Origin of the sequence: Aliifodinibius sp. S!AR15-10 (assembly GCF_031569985.1) — a bacterium.
Taxonomy (GTDB): Bacteria; Bacteroidota; Rhodothermia; order Balneolales; family Balneolaceae; genus JAMQKA01.
On the sequence record NZ_JAMQKA010000046.1, the window covers coordinates 20,707 to 40,926 of the forward strand.

Annotated in this window: 11 protein-coding genes and 2 pseudogenes; all 13 read left to right on the top strand. The window is 43.6% G+C overall.

Translation table 11 applies throughout. The features are described 5' to 3' along the window. Window positions 1-746: 746 nt before the first annotated feature. The 13 genes and pseudogenes from NC796_RS20995 to NC796_RS21050 all read left to right on the top strand — a co-directional run bounded on the left by NC796_RS20995 (window position 747) and on the right by NC796_RS21050 (window position 19,412). A complete protein-coding gene (locus NC796_RS20995; RefSeq protein WP_310687467.1) occupies window positions 747-1,793 on the top strand; it encodes a FecR domain-containing protein in 1,047 nt (348 codons plus the stop codon). Between the two features lie 50 nt (window positions 1,794-1,843). Then, window positions 1,844-5,197, top strand: a complete 3,354-nt coding sequence (locus NC796_RS21000) for a SusC/RagA family TonB-linked outer membrane protein (RefSeq protein ID WP_310687468.1) — start codon at window positions 1,844-1,846, stop codon at window positions 5,195-5,197. A 24-nt stretch (window positions 5,198-5,221) separates the two neighbouring features. Beyond that, a complete protein-coding gene (locus tag NC796_RS21005) occupies window positions 5,222-6,964 on the top strand; it encodes a RagB/SusD family nutrient uptake outer membrane protein (RefSeq protein WP_310687470.1) in 1,743 nt (580 codons plus the stop codon). A 63-nt stretch (window positions 6,965-7,027) separates the two neighbouring features. Continuing rightward, on the top strand, window positions 7,028-9,709 hold the full coding sequence (locus tag NC796_RS21010) for a PVC-type heme-binding CxxCH protein (RefSeq protein ID WP_310687472.1): 2,682 nt from the start codon (window positions 7,028-7,030) through the stop codon (window positions 9,707-9,709). Window positions 9,710-9,795: 86 nt separating this feature from the next. Further along, window positions 9,796-10,611, top strand: coding sequence for a ThuA domain-containing protein (locus NC796_RS21015; protein ID WP_310687473.1), 816 nt, complete (start codon window positions 9,796-9,798; stop codon window positions 10,609-10,611). Between the two features lie 94 nt (window positions 10,612-10,705). Next, window positions 10,706-11,536, top strand: a complete 831-nt coding sequence (locus tag NC796_RS21020; protein WP_310687475.1) for a phosphoenolpyruvate hydrolase family protein — start codon at window positions 10,706-10,708, stop codon at window positions 11,534-11,536. A gap of 16 nt (window positions 11,537-11,552) precedes the next feature. After that, the gene (locus NC796_RS21025) at window positions 11,553-12,776 is read left to right on the top strand and encodes a Tm-1-like ATP-binding domain-containing protein (RefSeq protein WP_310687477.1); all 1,224 of its coding nucleotides are present in this window, start codon (window positions 11,553-11,555) and stop codon (window positions 12,774-12,776) included. A gap of 82 nt (window positions 12,777-12,858) precedes the next feature. Continuing rightward, window positions 12,859-13,173, top strand: coding sequence for an EthD family reductase (locus NC796_RS21030; RefSeq protein ID WP_310687479.1), 315 nt, complete (start codon window positions 12,859-12,861; stop codon window positions 13,171-13,173). A gap of 127 nt (window positions 13,174-13,300) precedes the next feature. Then, window positions 13,301-13,489: pseudogene (locus tag NC796_RS26885) on the top strand (acetate uptake transporter); the annotation flags it as partial. Between the two features lie 121 nt (window positions 13,490-13,610). Further along, window positions 13,611-15,206 carry an MFS transporter gene (locus NC796_RS21035; RefSeq protein WP_310687481.1) on the top strand — a complete coding sequence of 532 codons (1,596 nt, stop codon included), beginning with the start codon at window positions 13,611-13,613 and terminating at the stop codon, window positions 15,204-15,206. A 120-nt stretch (window positions 15,207-15,326) separates the two neighbouring features. Then, window positions 15,327-15,443: pseudogene (locus NC796_RS21040) on the top strand (gfo/Idh/MocA family oxidoreductase); the annotation flags it as partial. Between the two features lie 66 nt (window positions 15,444-15,509). Next, window positions 15,510-15,779 carry a DUF4469 domain-containing protein gene (locus NC796_RS21045; protein ID WP_310687493.1) on the top strand — a complete coding sequence of 90 codons (270 nt, stop codon included), beginning with the start codon at window positions 15,510-15,512 and terminating at the stop codon, window positions 15,777-15,779. Window positions 15,780-16,862: 1,083 nt separating this feature from the next. Then, window positions 16,863-19,412, top strand: coding sequence for a DUF5916 domain-containing protein (locus NC796_RS21050; RefSeq protein WP_310687484.1), 2,550 nt, complete (start codon window positions 16,863-16,865; stop codon window positions 19,410-19,412). Window positions 19,413-20,220: the final 808 nt, after the last annotated feature.

A 20,220-nucleotide genomic window follows, 5' to 3' on the forward strand; every position in this document is an offset into this window, starting at 1 on the left:
GTAGTAAGGAGACCCGGTTGTAGTTATAAGGATAGTCTGGCGGAGTAGCCTGAACTGGGCCAGGGAGTGGTTTTCAACTGGTTGCACGGTACAAGTATCGGAATTGCCTTTAGATGACCCACCCCTGTCCCCTCCCTCCAACAGAAAATCACTGCTGCAGGGAGGGGAACGTGTTGATCAACTTCCGAAATCCCCTCACTACCGGTTCAAGTTTGTAACTTGGACCAACACAACACCAATCCAGTTGATAGCTCATCTTGCACAAGTTGCAAACTTGCGCCAGATAGGAGATTAGGTAATGAACTCAAAACATACAGGTCAATCCTCCTGTCCTTCCGCCAGTGGTCGGACAGACAATCCTTCAAGAAGGAACACTTGGACTTCATATGGCTGTAGGAGCTAAATTAACTTTAGTTACAGTCGTTACGATTTGCTTTTGAACTACTAACCTTCCAGCTGCAAAAACCGGTCGCTGACCGGCAGTTAGCAGCAATCCGGGTAGCCCGAGGACTATTCCACCAACTGCTCCCTTCCGCCCGCTCTGCGGCGGAAGCCCCTCTGGCACTCCGCGTCTCTGTCGCACCATAAGGGTTATACTGGACGCGGAGCGTCCCAACAGGTCCCAACGCAGAGCATTGGGACCAAGCGTGGGGGGAATTAATAAGGAATCTTCAAAAAAAATTACAGGGTGCCCACCGGCAAGCCCGTATTACTAGTAGAACCAATTGAAAAGACCGTATTTACCAATGAAAACAGATCTTTTACATAAATATTTATCCGGGACTTGTTCAGAAGAGGAAAAGAAAGAAGTAGAGCGCTGGTTGGATGAGTCACCTGAAAACCAGGAAAAGATGAGTGAAATTAAACAAATATGGGATATCTCTCCGGGAAAGAAGGTCAAGGTAAATTCCTATAAAGCCTGGGACGAATTTAGCGAACGTCATTTAGGCAGGAGCGAAACGTCGAGTAAACAAGCTTCTGGCCAGCCAACACTCAAAAAAGCCTTTAAACACCATCCTGAAAAGAAAAAAAGTGCGAAAACTGTCGCTTTTTCATTGGCAGCAGCTGCGGTTCTGCTCATTGCATTCCTGTTTTATAGCAGTAATCCCTTTCCGGTGGAAAAGCCTGAACCCGCGTTGGTAAGCCAGGAAATTACTACAGAAAAAGGACAGCGAACCACCGTTCGCCTTTCGGATGGCACACGCATACATCTTAATGCAGAGAGCCAATTGACTGTACCCCAGGATTATATGCAGAATGACCGTGTGGTTCAGCTAAATGGAGAAGCCTTTTTCGAGGTACAATCAAACAAGGAAAGGCCCTTTGTAGTGCATACTGAGAAATCAGTAACGCGGGTCTTGGGAACCAGGTTTAATGTAACGGCCTACCCGGACCAGGAAGAGGTCCAGGTAGTGGTTGCAGAGGGTAAAGTAGCCCTGGGATCAGATCAAGATTTACAAGCTCTGGAGGTTCAGTTAACAAAAAATCAAAAAGGCACTATTACTAGCAATGGAGAGATTATAGCTTCGAATGTATCCGATATGGGAATGTACTTGGATTGGAGTCAAGGGAGGCTGACGTTTCGTGATGCCCCGCTTGAGGAGGTTGAGAAAAGATTAGAACGCTGGTTCGATATTGAAGTCAGCGTAGAAAAAAGTATTTCAAATCATAGTCGGCTTCTCACGGGGTCATTTGAAGATGTGCCCTTGTCCAGTGTATTAAATTCAATCGCACTTTCACTTGATATCAATTATAAAAAGGCCGGTCAAAAGATCACTTTTGTGGAGGAGTAGATCCGAATTTTTAAATATAAATAAAACATAAACTAACTAAAGGGATAGCCATGGATAAAAAAATACTAGATTTTGTATTGAAGTGGATGAGTAAGTTTTTACAAATATGCATTGTATTGAGCTTTTGTTCAGTTGTTGCTGTAGGACAAAGTGATAGTGATAATGAAAATAGAATGGCAACAATCGAAAATGTTGGCGATCTATATAATGGTACGCAAATTACCCATGATGTTTCTAAGTCTACTGTACTTACGAAGATAATTTCTATAAACTTAAAAAAAACCACACTACTTGAAGCGCTAAATGATATAGCCAATAAGGCTAATCTCAAAGTAGTTTATAATAGTAAATTATTCGCTGCAAAAGATCGAAATATTAGCTTAAATCTTGATCAGGTTACGGTTGAACGAGCTCTTTGGTCAACTCTTGAAGGTACAGGCTTACGTTTTGCTATTTCTGCAAATAAGCAGCTTGTTTTATTGAAAAAACGTAATACTAACAAAAATCAACCCATTTTAGAAGTCATTTCTGGTACTGTTACGGAGGCTGCATCGGGGTCTCCACTTCCAGGTGCCAATGTAGCCATAAAGGGTACGACCACCGGTACTTCAACTGATATTGAAGGTGGGTATGAACTGAATGTAACTTCCCTACAGGATACTTTGGTAATTTCGTTTATCGGATATCAAACACAAGAAGTACCCATTAGTGGCAGGACGAATTTAGACATTGAATTACTAACGGAAGCTATTGCAGGGGAAGAGCTTGTAGTTGTTGGTTATGGATCTATGCAAAATAATGAAGTAACAGGATCCATTTCTAATGTTTCAGCTGATGATATTGATTCTCGTCCTGTTCCTCAAGTGTCACAAGCATTGCAGGGAAAAATGCCTGGCGTTACTGTAACCCAAAATTTTGAATCACCTGGTGATGATGACGCAACAATTCGAATTCGTGGAGTAGGCACATTAGGTAATGCCAATCCATTAGTATTGATTGATGGTGTTCCGGGAAGCTTAAATGATATTAATACAGAGGACATAGAAAATATATCTGTATTAAAGGATGCATCTTCAGCTGCAATTTATGGATCAAGAGCAGCAAATGGTGTTGTTTTAGTTACTACTAAAAGAGGTCAAGCTCAGGAAGGGATTGCAGTAAGATATAATGCATCTGGTGGCTATCAAACTCCGACCAATTTGCCAGATATGATGAATGGCTTAGAATATATGCAATATTGGAATGATTTATCACTAAATAAGGGAGAACCAGTGCGATATAGTGAGGAGCACATCGAAGAATACCGGGCAAATATGGGCTCAGAACAATATCCTAATGTTGATTGGTATGACGCGATATTAGAACCTGGTTTTCAACAGAAGCATAATTTAAGTTTTTCCGGTGGAAATGAGACTATTAGATCACGTGCTTCAATATCCTATATGGATCAGGACGGCATAGCACCAAATTTCAATTTCAAAAGATATTCATTGCGGGTTAATAGTGATTTCCAAGCAACAGAAAAGCTATCATTTAAGCTTAATTCATATTTAAAACAAGGAACCCAGCTTAGTCCTTCGGAAGATGGCGTATGGGAAAGTATTTGGAGGACACCTGCAAATAACCAAGTACTTATGGACAATGGTAATTTTGCGGAAGGCAAGGATGCGGGAGAAAACCCCTTAGCTATGATTAAAGCTGGTGGTGATAGAACTGAAGAATCAAAAGATATAACTCTAAATTTGATATCAAGATATGAGTTTTCAGATAATTTTGAAATTGAAGGAAGCTATGCTTATAAATCACTTAATTCTGATGGGAATACGTTTGAAAAAAGTTATAGATTTGAGTACTTAGCGGGTGGTTTTGGATACTTCCCTGGAGGCAGAAATGAATTAATTAGAAGATTCGAAGTAACAGAAGAAAATAATTTTAACGGATTGTTTAAATATAATGATAAATTTGGCAAGCACGATTTAGATGGTCTTTTAGGAATAGAGGCAATTGAACAAACTTTTGAATATGCAACTGCCAGTCGAGAAGCTCTTCCATTAACCGACTATCCATATATTAGTTTAGGTTCTGATTCATTTAAAGATAATTCTGGGGGTGCCACAGAATGGGCCTTATTATCTTACTTTGGTCGAGTAAATTATAGTTATGATAATCGATACCTGATTAGTTCTAATATACGATATGACGGGTCTTCAAGATTTGGTACTGGGAATAAATGGGGGGTATTTCCCTCTTTTTCAATTGGGTGGAGATTAACTGAGGAAAACTTTTTCCCAGATAGTGACATATTAACAAATCTAAAACTTAGAGCATCGTGGGGCCGACTTGGCAATCAGGAAATAAATAATTTTGCATATACCTCAGTAGTAGATTTAGGCCAAGGTTACCCATTTAATAAGTCGAGTCAGATCGGAGGTGCATTACAAACTCTTTCGAATCCTGATATTACTTGGGAATCAACTGAAACCAGTAATGTAGGGGCAGATTTTGAATTTTTTGAAGGACAGCTGATTGGAAGTTTTGAACTTTATCGAAAAATTACAAATGATATTCTTTATGTAAGGGGTATACCCAGTATTATTGGGTTAAATGCACCTGAACAGAATATTGCCAAAGTAAAAAATGTTGGTTGGGAGCTGTCACTTGGGTATCAACAAAGTTATTCAAATGCAGATTTTGGCGTAAATTTTTCACTTTCTGATGTAAAGAATGAAATATTAGAATTAGGAGGGAGAAACCAGTATAGTTTTATGTCCTTAATTGAGGGGGAAGAATTTAGAGCCATATATGGGTATAATAATACAGGGATATTTAGGACTGAACAAGAGTTAGAGGGAGCAGCTGTTCAAAATGATAATGTTATGGTTGGTGATTTAAGATTTGAAGACCTAAATGGGGATGGTGTTATTAATTCAGATGATAGAACTGTAATTGGATCAACTATTCCAAGATATACATTTGGGGTATCGTTAAATGGCGGTTATCGTGCATTTGATTTGAATATATTTCTTCAAGGGGTTGCAAAAAAAGATGGATATTTTAGCCCAGAGAGCGAGGCGCAGGGGATGGCTTGGCAAATGAATTATTTCCGTGAAGGAAATGAAATGGATGCTACCCATCCAAGACCTGGTCGACCTGGTAATCAGTTTGTTAATAGCTACTATATTTGGGATGCATCCTATTTAAGGATAAAGAATGTTACGTTAAGATATACATTACCCAGATCTCTATTAAATAATACAAGCATATACGTTAGTGGGAATAACTTGTTTACTTTTACAGATTATGCCCCAGGAATAGATCCAGAAGCACCAATGATACAAGATACGTACACAGGATTCTATCCTAATGTACAGAGATTTGTTTTGGGTATAGATATTAATTTCTAAAAAATTAAATAAATGGTGCCTTTTATGAAATCAGTAAATAGACTATTAATTGCAATCGTAGGAATAATTATATTTTCAGCCTGTCAGGATTTTATTAGTAAAGCACCTTTAGAAGGTCCTTCAGCAGAAAACTTTTTTAGCAGCGAGGAGGAATTAGTAATGGGTGTCAATGCTGCTTACAACTATATAAGCCCTAGAATGGCTGATTTTCCCTACAGTATGGAAGATAATACTGATATAGTAATGAGTAGAGTAACAAATGAATATCAGATATTTCGTTTGGGAGAATTATTTACAACATCTGATGTATTTGAGGAATACTGGGATAGAAGTTATCAAGGTATAAACCGCAGCAATGTTATATTAAATAATGGAGAGCGTGCACAAGATGATACAAGCCCGGAATTATTCAATCGAATTATGGCTGAAGCAAGAGTAATTCGGGCAGTTAATTATTTTGAATTGATTCAGAAATTCGGTGATGTCCCTCTTATTACAGAGACACCCACCTTAGAAGAGGCAGGCAATATTGAGAGGACATCCAAAAGCCAAATTTTAGAATTTATTTTAACTGAATTGGATGAGGCCGCAGCTGACTTACCTAACGAATACCAAGGGAGTGAAATTGGGCGAGTAACTAAGGGATCTGCCCTTGCCATCAAAACCAGGGCAGCACTTTATAATGAGATGTATGATGTGGCTATTGATGCAGCCGAAAAAGTGATGAATTTAGGCGTATATAGCTTACATCCAAGTTTTAGTGAATTATTTTCTTATGAGGGACAATACAGTGATGAGATAATTTTGGCTGATCAATATCTGCAGGGAGAAAGGGCTTATGGTGTGAGCGTAATAATGGGCCGTAATACTTCTCCAGGTGCTTGGTCTGGAATTAATCCTACACAGCATTTGGTAAGCTCTTTTGAGGCTACAGATGGTCTTCCCATAGATGAATCACCTTTGTATGACCCGACTAATCCTTTTGTTAATCGTGACCCAAGACTTGCTGCTACAGTACTACAACCCAGGGTTTGGGATGGGACTGAAGAATCAATTAAGACTTACGGTACAATTTTTGATGGGAGGGAATATATGAGTACTCATGATCCAGAACTTATTCCACATGAGTCTTATATCTTAGATCGAAATAGCGGTGAAATGATAGCTAATCAAGACGTTCTCCACGAGTGGCGTACAAAGAGCGGTTATAATCTTAAGAAATATGTTAACGAGGAAGATGCAGGTAATGCTTCTTCTAAGAACGTTATTCTTTATCGATATGCAGATGTACTTCTTATGTATGCAGAAGCTAAGATTGAATCAGGCGAAATAGATCAAACTGTACTCGATGCTATAAACAGAGTTAGAGCAAGGGCATATGAAGTTGGAGTTGGGCAGACCGGTCAATACCCTGCTATTACCACAACAAGTCAGTCGGAATTGAGGGAAATTATACGCAGAGAAAGGATAGCAGAACTTGCATTTGAGGGGTTACGATATGAGGACCTTAAAAGATGGGGTTTGATGGAAGAAGTGTATGGTCAGGATAATATTTGGGGCAGGCCGGGGAATTATACAGAATTAGAGCCTGATGATATTCCAGAAATTGATGAAAATGGAATGGTGGATTTTAGTGCATATGCAGAAGAAGAGAATCTACTATTTATGGTAACAACAGGGAGATGGGATCCTGCATACATGCTGTGGCCTATTCCTCAAAGCGAAATAGATTTAAATCCAAATCTTACCCAAAATCCAGGTTATTGATAAAATTGTCATTCAATAATTATAAGATAATTTTGGAAAGGCCAATAGCCGTAAGTAATAATTATGAAAAAGACAATAAGTTTGCGACTTTTTTTAATCACGATAATTGTTTCGGTTTTATTTTCATGCTCCTCAAATAACAATAATCTTATAGAATTGCCTCCTGGAGTTCAAGTCTTAGATGATAGGCTTCAATTAACCGTAATTGCAGAAGATCCGGTCATTGGTACACCTATAGGAATAGCAGTGGACAGTAGAGACCGGATTTATGTTTTGGAGACACATACACATCACAGAACCTCAGAATATGAAGGACCGGAGGGGGATGTAATTAAGGTGTTTGAAGATAATAATGAAGATGGGACTTATACGTCTTCCGTTTTTGCAGAAGGAATTCAGGGGGGGATGTTAATATCTTTTTCTCCTGAAGGACATTTATATGTAGTAACGGATTTAGCTGTATGGAAATATTATGATGAGGACGAAGATGGAGTAAGTGAGGGTAGAGAAAAGATAGTGTGGTTGAATAAACCCACAAGTGTTTATTCACATTCATCTTTGTTAGATGTCAATTTTGACAATAACGGCTGGATGTATATCTCAAGGGGAACAACAGGGGGTGCTGAATGGGAAGCCGAAGGTACCGATGGATCTAAAATTTCCGGATATGGATTTGATGCCGGCAATACTATGAGAGCCCGGCTGGACGGTTCTCAGCTGGAACAATTTTCAACGGGTTTCTGGAACGCAACTGGCTTAGCATTCGACAATTATGGCAGACTGTTGGGAATGGACAATGATCCGAATAGCAGAGGACCTAATCGCTTAGTCCATCATGTGGAAGGTGGAGATTATGGTTTTGTAACCTTATTCGGAGGGAGTGGGATACATCCCTATTCGGCTTGGAACGGGGAATTGCCAGGAACAATGCCCTATGTGGTGGGAGTGGGTGAAGCACCTACAGGATTACTGAATGCCAGTTATGCTAATCTGCCAGTGGATTACGATGGTCAAATGTTAGGTGCTATTTATGATGAAAGTGCAATTGTAAGGATCAGCCTGCAGGACAAGGGGGTTTCAGTTACCGGAGAAACGGAGGTGATTATAGAGGGAGAAGCCTTTAGAGCACAAGAGAGAGAAGAGGATTTTAGACCGGTAGCCTTCGCTACAGACAGTAAAGGAAATATTTATTTTACTGATTGGGTGATTCGTGAATATGCTGTGCATGGTAAAGGGAAGGTTTGGAAACTAAGTACTAAAGATAATGTAGAGACATTGAACAGGAGAGAAGAATTTGATCCCTTTTTGGTTAATGAATCTTGGCAAAAATTTCAGGATGTTCTTAATACCAATTCTGATTTTGATAGCCTTAAAGAAAATCTGAAATCAAGTGATCCCTTTATGGTCCATGCGGCTGTGATGGCTTTGAGTCGGGAAAATTATCAGGAAGACCTGATCGCGACTGTAGATGATCCTGACCCGGATGTTCGCTTGGGTGTCTTGTTGGCACTGAAGAAATCCAATATCGAAGAAGTTGAATACCTGGCCGGTCAGTTTTTATCAGATCCTGATCAAAGGATAAGAAAAATGGCATTAATCTGGGTGGGTAGCCGCCAAATGACTGAAAGGAGAAATGATTTGGAGAAGGCCCTGACCTCAGGAGAGTTTAATAAAGATCTATTTGAAACCTACCTGGAGACCGTCAAACTTCTGCAGCCGGATTTTATAGCTGCATTCCAAAACAGAACAGAATCGAATTCAAGGTCATTACAAAGGTCATTGCCCGAAAATTTTATTTCCAACTTTATATCAGATCCTGCGAATCCTGCACAGTTGAGAATGCATGCTATGCGGTATTTGGATGATTTGACAGCTTATAGAGATTTGTTGTCCTCATTTTTAAGGCAGGACGAAGATATTACCCTCCGCCTTGGAGTTATCAGACTCCTCTATAATCATTCCGATATGGAACTCGCCAATCAATTATTACAAATCGCTTTGAATAATGAGAATTCCGAACTTATAAGGTCTGAGGCCCTGTTTGCTCTTTCCAGTCAACCTTTGGAAAAGGAAAGGTGGCAGGATATAATCTCACTTTTGGATGATGAGAGTGAAAATATACGGATAGAAGCTGCTCGTTTCTTGCGATCAAAAGCATCTGATGACACTGTCAAAAATGTATTTGAAGCTAAACTTGCTTCATTGAATGATGATGACAATGATCCTTTGAAACAACAGTTGATGTTGGGATTGAACCAAGAACTGGAGACCAGGCCTGAAAATACCGAGGTTCAAGAATGGCAGACTTTATTGGCCGGAAACGGAGATGTTGAGCGTGGGAGAAGGGTGTTTTTTACTAACGTGGCAATGTGTTCGACATGTCACGCCTCTGAAGGTCTGGGGGGAGGCGACTTGGGGCCTGACCTCACCAATGTGGGGCAATCTATGGACAAAAGTCAATTAATTTCGAAACTATTGCTACCCAATGAGCAAATTACAGACGGATATCAAGGCTGGTTTGTTGAGCTCGAAGATGGGACCTCTCGGACAGGCGTTCAGGTTGATGTACAAGAAACGCGAATCAGGCTAACGCACACTGAAGCGGGAGGAGGAGTTTATTTTGATAAAGAAGATGTTGCAGAGTATGGAATGGTCGATAGATCTCTAATGCCTGAAGGACTGCAAAGAAGTCTGACTGATCAGGAGATAAAGGATTTATTGGCTTATTTACAGCGAAAATTTTAAATAGGTACGCACTTTTTGAAGTGCGTTTATATACTTGTAATAATAATCTATTTGTTCTACTTAATTTTAAAATTAAAATAAAAAAAATGTTCTTAAATAATTTTTTCAAAATATTTATTCTAGTTGCAATTACATTTTTGTTCATTTTTGAAACATCGTTTGCACAATCTGAGCGTTTTCAGGTCTTGCTAATTACCAAAGTTGAGAGCTATCCTCATCGGCACACTTCCATTTCAAATGGAGCTGAGATGTTTAAAGATTTAGGTCGAAAGTATAGGTTTGGAGTACATTGGACTGATAATACTCAAATCTTTGATGATCCGGAGAGGATGAATGAATTTGATGTGATTGTGTTCATGAATTCAGCAGGCAATATCCTGAATGAAAGTCAAAAAAGAGGATTTCAGGATTTTATTCGTAATGGAGGCAACTTTGTAGGTATTCATGGCGCAATATATACTTTTTTTGAAGCTCGTTCGCCACGTGAGGAATCGGAAGCCACGTGGCAATGGTACAATGATCTCATTGGAGCCGAATATAATTTTCATCCTGGTCAACATATAGCTGTACTCAATGTAGAAGATCACTCACATCCGTCCACAGCCCATCTCCCTGCTAATTGGGTTGTAATGGATGAGTGGTATAACTTTAGCGAAGTGTCTGATGATATAAATGTATTGTTAACTATTGATGAGAATTTATCGTCACAAGGGAGCTATCCCGGTGATCAAATGGGTAACGTTCATCCCATGGCTTGGTATCAGGACGATTTTGAGGGCAATGGAGCACGATCCTTTTATACAATGCTGGGCCATCCAGAGGATCAGTATGATGATCCAATGTATCGTAAACATATTGCGGGTGCAGTATGGTGGGCAGCTACTGGCATTATGCTTGATTGATATAGGTCATTGAATTATGGGTCAACGTCTTATAGCTATGATCCTTTTATAGTTACTTACACTAAAAAAGAATTAGAAAACAATAGATATATAGATGAATACTTGGAGCAGAGCCGATATTGTAAAAAAACTGAAGGAGAAAATTGCGACCGGTGAGCCGATCATTGGCGGTGGAGCTGGTACGGGCATTTCGGCAAAATGCGAAGAGGCCGGCGGAATCGATCTGATTGTGATCTACAATTCGGGGCGCTACCGGATGGCCGGGCGCGGCTCGCTGGCCGGTCTATTGCCTTATGGCAACGCCAATGCAATTGTTAAGGAGATGGCTTATGAAGTAATTCCGACGGTGAAACACACGCCGGTTTTGGCTGGTGTGTGTGCAACCGATCCGTTTATGCTTCGGGAGTCGTTTTTGAAAGAGCTAAAGGAGTTGGGATTTGCCGGTATCCAGAATTTTCCAACTGTAGGTTTAATTGATGGTGGGTTTCGGGATAATCTGGAGGAGACAGGTATGAGTTTTGAATTAGAAATCGACTGCATCCGGGCGGCTCATGAGCTGGATATGCTGACTACACCATATGTGTTTAACAACGAAGATGCAAGGGCAATGACTAAAGCTGGGGCCGATATTATTGTGGCCCATATGGGTCTGACGACGTCCGGGAAGATTGGTGCTAAGACGGCCAAAGGTCTTGATGAGTGTGTCTCGTTGATTAAGGAGATTGTTTCCACAAGCAAGGAGATTAACGATGAGGTGATTGTGCTTTGTCACGGTGGCCCCATTGCCATGCCGGACGATGCACAATATATCCTGAATCACGTGGAGGGCGTTGACGGATTTTACGGAGCCAGTTCGATGGAACGGCTTCCAACGGAAGTGGCTATTACCGAACAGATCAAAAAATTCAAAAATATAAAATTTTAAAAAGCAGGAAATAACCATGACGAAGAAAGTTGTCGTTCCAGGAGCGTTTGATAGTAAAGGAGAAGAGTACAACTATCTGATTAATCGGATCAAAGAACAGGGATATGGGGTGGTAACTGTAAACACAGGTGTGTTGGGATCGACGGATCTGTTTGACGTTGATATTCCCGCCGAGCAGGTGGCCGAAGCCGGTGGAACGGATCTGTCCACCCTACGCGAGGAGCGGGACCGAGGCAAGGCGATTGGTGTTATGTCAGACGGTCTCGCTACAGTACTCGAGGAGCTATTTGAGAAGCATAATATTGATGGAATCATTGGGATGGGTGGATCAGCAGGAACTAATGTAGTGACTTCGGGAATGAGGGCCTTGCCCTATGGTGTACCCAAGATTTGTATTTCGACGGTTGCCTCGGGTGATGTGGCGCCGTATGTGGGTGTTAGTGACATCATTATGATCCCCTCGTTAATCGATATTGCAGGGATCAATTCACTCAGTACAGCAATTTTTTCCAGAGCAGTTGGAGCATTGAGCGGGATGATAGAGACTCGAACCGGTGATCGGGCTGTAGAATCGGGGCCAGTGATTGGTGCCTCTATGTTTGGCAATACCACTCCGTGTATTGATGCCTGCCGGAAGGCGTTGTCCAGAGAGGGGTTTGATGTGCTGGTCTTTCACGCAACCGGAACGGGGGGGAAGACCATGGAAAAACTGATTAATGAGGGGAGAGTTCAGGGAGCTTTGGACATTACTACTACTGAGTGGGCTGATACGATCTGCGGCGGGGTATTTGATGCCGGTCCGGAGCGGCTTGACGGGCCAGGGAAAGCCGGTATTCCCCATCTGATCGCTCCTGGGTGTATCGATATGTGCAACTTTGGTAACCCTTCCACAATTCCCTCTCATTATGAAGGCCGTCTATTTTATGAATGGAACCCGCAGGTGACGCTGATGCGGACCACCGCCGAGGAGAATCGTAAGATGGGAGAGGTTTTTGCCGAGAAAGCCAATCAGGCTAACGGCGAGATAGCTTTCATTATTCCCTTACAGGGCTATTCTATGCTGGATTCGGTCAATAAGAGCGAGCCGCAACTGTTTTGGGACCCTGAGGCAGATAAGGCATTTGTTGAGGGACTTAAGAGCACGCTGAATACGGGAATAGAAGTGGTAGAAGTAAATGCCAATATCAATGATGAGAAGTTTTCGGACAAAGCAGTCGAGATGCTACTGGAGATGATGTGAGAAAGGAATGTACTTTACAAGAAAATATATTTCTGGGATTCATGTAAATATGAATTCAGTTCTAACTTAAAGGACTCTAATTATGTATCGCTTAACAGTTATTTATGCTTCGAAGGAAGAAGGTCATTTCGATTTTGATTACTATGTAAATACTCATTTGCCACTGGTTCTCCCCCTTATTGGTGAGAGTGTGGTTCGTACAGAAGTAGCTCGAGGCATTGAAGGGGTTGGCGATGAGGAGTCCCCCCCTTGTACTGCTACTGTCCAACTATATTTAAAAAATCTGGATGGACTAAAGGCGGCCTTCGAAAATCATGGAGATGAAATCATGGACGATGTACCGAAATTCACGAATATTAAACCGGTCTTAAATATTGAGGAACTGGTTTCCTCTTAGGTAGATATATGGAGGCCTCTTATCAGTTGTAATTTATAGTATCGAAGTAAAACACCTTTCAATCAACACAAATAACTATCTAATAAGTCAAACATTGTAATCATTTACTGATGGCACGGCCAATCCGGGACCATTAGGCCTATTTGCTTTTGGCATGTGCGCGGTTCTGTTGAGTTTAATTAATGCAGGTATTATTTCTATGGATTCGATGATTTTGAATGTGGGGTTGTTTTACGGAGGAGTAGGCCAGATTATGGTGGGGGGATGGAAGCAAGAAAAGAATACCCCAAGGCTGGGACTTTATATTAGCCAATAATCCTGTATTCTTTTTTCTTTCTTTTCTAACTAACCGGATTTCTCAGGATATATTAAACACAAAAATAAAGGGACTTTTATACTTAGGAGATCCCAGTAATGTAAATTGTAAAAGCTCTCCTATGGCCACAGAACAAACAAGATTAAATGGAATTGAACGCAAAAAAATCTTTACCGGAATCTGCCTGGCCCTGCTGCCGACGGCGTTTTCCTTCATACTGGTCAGTAACATCCTCAATCAGCTGAAAACAGAGTTCATCTTAACCAATGCTGATGTGGGATATATAGGCGGAGCCGCCTTGTGGGGTATGTCCATATCGCTGCTCACCATCGGGCCGTTACTGGAAAAAATTGGACTCAAAAATGCTACCAAGGGCGCCTTCATAGGCCACCTTTCAGGGGTTACGCTGTTTTTGGTGGCCTACTTTTTTGCTGGTGACCCGTCAGCGTTTTGGATCCTGTTTGCCGGAGCGATTGGGATGGGATTTGGCAACGGCATGATCGAGGTGGCCGGCAATCCGCTTACAGCTGCCCTATACCCGGACAACAAAACCACAAAGCTGAACCATTTCCACGGCTTTTATATGGGGGGGCTTGTTTTAGGAGGTCTTTTAGGTTGGGGGATGGCCCAGATTGGGGACATCGGTTCCATTTATGTCGGCCACTGGACCGCCCAGATGGCCCTTGTCTATGTCCCAATTTTGGTATACGGATGGCTGCTGTTTCCCCGCAAGTTCCCCCAGACCGAAACGGCCGCGGCAGGAATCCCGATAAAGGAGATGTTCAGGTATACCTTCACCAATGCTGGCGTATTGGGGCTAATTTTATTAATGATGTTTACCCTGGCCATGGAAATGGGCCCGATGCGCTGGATTCCCGATGTGCTGCAGGCCGCTGGCTTGCACGGGGTGCTGGTGCTGGTTTGGATCAGCGGGTTGATGTTCCTGCTACGGATGTTTGCTGGGCCGTTTGTCGAAAAATTTTCTCCTACCGGGATGTTGCTGGGCGCTTCCTTCCTGACCTGCATAGGTCTGTTTATGTTTAGTTATGTAGAAACTGAAGTTCTACCTCTAATGATTGCTGGAGCCTTCTTTGCTATCGGTATCGCTTTCTTTGTGCCCAATATGATCGGACTGATGAGCGAGCGGTTTCCGAAAGCCGGCTCACTGGGCATTGTGTTGCTGATTGGAATGGGATTCGTTGGGGGTGGTGGATCGAATGCGATCATGGGAGAAATAGCCGACAGCTATCTTCCCGATGCTCTGAATGAGCAGCAGACGGTGAGCATTCTCCAGCAGGTGGAGGACCGGTTCCCGGAATACGTCGAAAGGGCCGAAAATGCGGCGGGTAACCGCGAGATCCTTGCGCAGCTCGGCTACCGCGAGGCCGATGTCAGCAATGTGTTTGAACAAGCCCAAGCGGCCTTGGCCTATTTCAAGGAAAATGGAGAATTTGATGGGACCACGACCGGAAATGCGCTACGGGCTTTAATCGATAGCGGTATACCACAGGAACAACAGCTTATACAGCAGGCCTCCAGTGTACTGCGTCCGGCCGACAACTATGGAGGACGTATGGCCTTCCGGTGGGTAGCGCCGATCGCGTTCCTGGCAGGTATCGTATTTATCGTGTGGTTTATTAGAGATCAGCGCAGAGGTGGTTACAAAATAGAGCGTTTGGAAAAACGGGAGCACCAAGAGATTTCAGAAACCCTGTAAAAAAATCGGTTGGGCTATATAGAGAAAGACATTATTTCCAATGCTCTTGATGCACAGATAAGGAGGCTGAAATAAATATTTACAGAACTAAGAACCGTTAAAAAATATTATTAGACCATTATGTCTTACAACCAAGTTAATATAGTGATTGTGGGACTGGGATTTGGTATGGAGTTCATCCCGATCTACCAGAAACACCCGCAGGCGAATATGTATGCGATATGCCAGCGTACCGAGGATTCCGACCGCATTGCTCCCGAAATCGAGACAGTCTACGACTGGGGCAGTTAAACCAACGAAGATATCCTCACTCCTTGCGACGTGCTGGAGACCTCCGGCAGTCACCTGAAGATCCATGATACCCTGGAAGAGGAGGGCGTCTTCTTTGTCTGTCAGTCCGATGATTCCGAGGCCAAAGCGGAGCAGGTCCGCACCAACGAGCCGAAGACGCTGACCCTGCGCATCCCGGAGAGCCTGGCCGCCGGCAGCTGGCGCATGGAAGTCCGAAATACCAGGCGGGATGGCAATGACCTGCGCACAGGTATCTTCGAACCCATATTAAGGGTGCAGTAGCCTCCACCACTTAACCTTTGCGAGCCCTGTGTACACCATGCCGCAGGGCTCGTTTTATAGTTGACTACCGCCACATAGGGTATGTGCCCTTGCACGCATACCCCATGTGCCCCAGCACACATACCCTATGTGCGGTACTACGCACAGCCTATTCGTAGGGTTGTTTAATTCATGGAGGAGCATTGATTGATCTTATTGTCCTTTGTTAACCCACCCTTCGGCCCTCTCCGACAGTAGTCGGAGCAGGCACCTAATGAATCAGGGAGGGAAACTCCTTGAACTGGATTGAGCCCTTTGGTGAGTGATGATCTGATGCTGAAGAATGAGCTTGAAAAGCACGGTTTTATTTAGTGATTCTAAACTTAACCAATGCATCCCCCTCCCCGCGATAGCGGGTTTCTGTTGGAGGGAGGGGACAGGGGTGGGTCCCCTAAAGGACAATCAAATATAAAAACAGGCAAATAGTTAAACTAATTTGGATGATATTAATTTCCCCTCACGATGATAGCTTATAATAACTGTGCAAGAGGATGCAGGAGGTTAGGATGTCGTTAAAAGCAGCGGAGACGGAACAAGGGAATGTGATTGAATAAAAAATTGGAACCGGGATTTACAGGATTAAAGAATGAGCAAGATGATTATATTTCTATTGTTACAAGAACGAATCCCGTACATCCTCTAATCCAGTCCATCCTGATTCCAAGCATGAAATGATACAGGAGATATCATATTAAGGCAATTGGATGCTCCATGGAAGTGCACGGTCAGCTGAACAATGGATACCAAAAGGTTATTTATAAACGATGCCTGGTTCATGTAACTCATTCTTTAATTGCGAGCAGTTTATACCAAAGTCGGGCTTTCATGGACCGCCGATCGCTGGTTTATCATATCTCCTTAATTTAACACAAATGAAATTGTTACCTTCCGGGGCATGGAGTAGACTTTAGATTTGCTTCAGGATTAATACAGATATTCTACCCCGTTGGGAAATTTCTTTAAAAAATGGGATAAAAAGGCTTCTGCTAATGGTTTTTATTTAAATATTTCGGCAGGAGCCATTTAAGAAATAAAATTTAAAGGATGTTTATACAGAACAGGTACAGAGTATTCGGTATTCTTTTGGCAGGATTAATTTTTTCAACTCCCGTGCTCACATTTTCCCAGGGAATTCCTAGGCACCCGGCACAACAGGTAAATAGTGATATACGACTAGACGGGTATCTTGACGAAGATGCTTGGAATCAATCTGAGCCCATAACCGGGTTTCGGCAGTTTGAGCCCAATGAGGGGGCGGTGGCATCGCAGCGCACAGAAGTACGAGTGTTGTATGGCGAGGGAAATGTGTATATAGGTGCGATGCTGTATGATCAAGCCCCATCCGGAATACAGCGAACCCTTGGCCGTCGCGACGAGTACAACCAGGCCGACTGGTTCCTGGTATCCATCGATTCATACTTCAACAAGCGGAATGCCTACACCTTCGGACTAAATGCAGCCGGAGTTCAGTTTGATGCTCTTCGCTCGGGAGGGGGCGGTGGCGGAGGTGATGCCCCACCCGGTATGGACCCTTCCTGGGATGCAGTTTGGGACTCGGCCGTTAGAGTTAATGATGAGGGCTGGGTTGTGGAGATGAAAATTCCCAACAGCATGTTGCGCTTTCCAGATACCGACCTTCAAACGTGGGGCATCCATTTTACCCGCCGCATTCCGCGCTTGGGAGAAGTAGTGGAGTGGCCACTGGTTCCACGCTCGGAGCGATCCAATCTCGTTGCCCAGTTCGGCCATTTGACTCAGATCGAAAATATTGAGCCGAAACCGAATATCCAGGTAAGGCCCTACACTGTTGCCGGTCTCACCTCACAGGAGAGCCTGCAGGATCCGGGGCGGGCCGATGTCAGTACAAATGCAGACGTAGGAGGAGATCTCAAGGTCGGCCTTGGTCCCAATATTACCCTCGATGCCACGATCAACCCGGACTTTGGACAGGTGGAATCCGATCCGGCGGTGCTCAACCTCACAGCATTTGAAACCTTTTTTGATGAGAAACGGCCCTTTTTTATTGAAGGGATACAGATTTACGAATTTTCTGTGGGACCTGGCGAGCTATTGTACACTCGCCGAATTGGTGCTGAGGCGCCCATCATTGGGGCAACCAAAGTGTCCGGCCGGACCGAAAGCGGAACCTCTTTTGGTATTCTCGGGGCCACTTCGGGCAGTGATTTTGATCCAAGTCGCAATTACGGGGTGGGGCGGGTACGCCAGCAGTTCGGGAGGGTTTCAGAGGCTGGGGCTATACTCACTGGCTATGATGCACCATCGCCTGATGGAATTGGTCGCATTCAAACTGCCAGCGGCGGGCTCGACTGGGATATCCGTTTCCTCGATAACCGCTATGGGGTGGAGGGGTTCTCGGCCTTTACCCACCGAAATTGGACAGCACCGGGCCGCAGCTCCAGCACCGGTGTGGCCGGTAAAGTCTGGCTCCGAAAGCGGCAGGGTATCCTAAACGGTTTTGTAGGGCTTGATGTGTTCGGGGATGAGTTTAATCCCAACGACATCGGTCAACTAAGAGAAAATAATTTTATCGCCAATCTCTACCGACTTGAGTACCAGATAAACAGGGGGGAACCATTTGGCCCCGTGCGTCGTGCTGACATGACGGTATTTGGTATTCAGCAGTTTTCTTATGACAAGGGGCTTGATCTCGGTCTTTCACTTGAGCTGGAGAGCTCCTGGATGACAATGGAGTTCCAGGAGATTGAGTTCGGGATGAATGCCGAACGACCTTTTGGAGGGTATGATCTATTTGAAACGAGGGGGCTGGGTCCCTGGGCACGACCTGCCACCTACCAGCTGCAGGGTGAATTTAATACCGACGAGCGTCGTCAGTGGCAAGTGCAGCCGGAGGCATCATACACGTGGCACGAGGATGGCGGACAGGGATATGCTTTTGGTTTCTGGGGCGACTGGAATATCGGTACCCGGTTGAACCTCTATGCGAACCTGGAGGGGGAATGGGAAGAGGATGTCACTGCGTGGGCTTCCAACGAATCATTCCGATACACCGGTTCTGAGTGGCAGATTGGGGAACGCTCGGTATCACCCGACAAGCTTGCAGGCAGTGAATACAGAACACTTGAGAACCAAGGTCGCCTGAACACTATTTTTTCGAATATTTCATCGTATAACGGCAATACCTGGTACGTTCCAGTATTTGGCCGGCGCGACACCCGCTCGCTCGATCTTACGTTCCGAAGCGATGTAACCTTTACCCCCAAACTTTCGCTGCAGCTCTACAGTCAGCTGTTTTTAGCGCGGGGCCGTTACGAGGATTTCAAGATTATGCAAGGTAGGGACCAATTGGCAGGGTTCGCGACCTATCCCAAGCGATCAGAGTTTTCGTTGAGTAGTCTGCAGTCTAATGTAGTATTGCGCTGGGAGTATCAGCCGGGTTCTAATATCTATTTGGTGTGGACACACGGACGTCAGTTGCGGGAAAGCCTGAATCCGCTGGCCCCATACGGCCCTTCTCCGTACGGACGTTCCATTGGCAAAAGAGTTCAGGATACCTTTGAGATCTTTCCCGAAAATGCCCTTCTGCTTAAGGTTGAGTATACCTTTTTGTATTAACATGAGTTCTAAATAAACAGTCGTTAGGATTGCTTTTGAACCACTAACCATCCAGCTGCCAAGAATCAGTTGATGACCGGCATGTAGCAGCATTCACTGTTCCATACATTGCTCGCTTTTCGTCCGCTATGCGGCGGAAGCCCCTCTGACTCTCCGCGTCTCTGTCGCACCATAGGGTTTAAGTTATACTGGAGGTGGATCGTCCCAACGCAGAGCATAGGGACCAAGCGTGGAGTTATTAATAAGAGTTGGGGGACGATGCATCGTCCCCCAACTCTAGCACTATTTAACCGGAAAACTTAAAATATTTGAGGGCAGGTCCTGTCAAGGCCTGCCCTCTTTTATGGTCAACCATTATACTTCCTGAAGTAACTGAGTGCTCTCAGCTCAGCCATCCAGGTTAAGTTTTGTTTTATATTCTTTATCTATCTGTAATAACAAGATATTCAAATAAATCGTTTATGTTCCCTTATTTCCTTTGCTTTTCCTGTAATTTTTGTAGCAACCGGCCGGTAAGCCAGCTTCTGAATATAGCATTTACACTTTGAATATTGTTCTACGGCATTTTAGAGTGGGTTTTACATTCTATGTGGGACGATGAGTGGTTCTCGGTAAAATCCTGTTAAACCCGAAAAATAATACCGCCCTGTAATTTGAAATAGATCGGTGTTATCGTTAACGTTCGTGGAATTTAATACTTATAGGGGAACCATGAACGCCTTCCTTGATTCTTAGGGGAATTCAGGAAACCGTAGTTCAATCACATATTGTATCCCAAAGATCCCCCCGTTTCGTAACCGGTAAATCG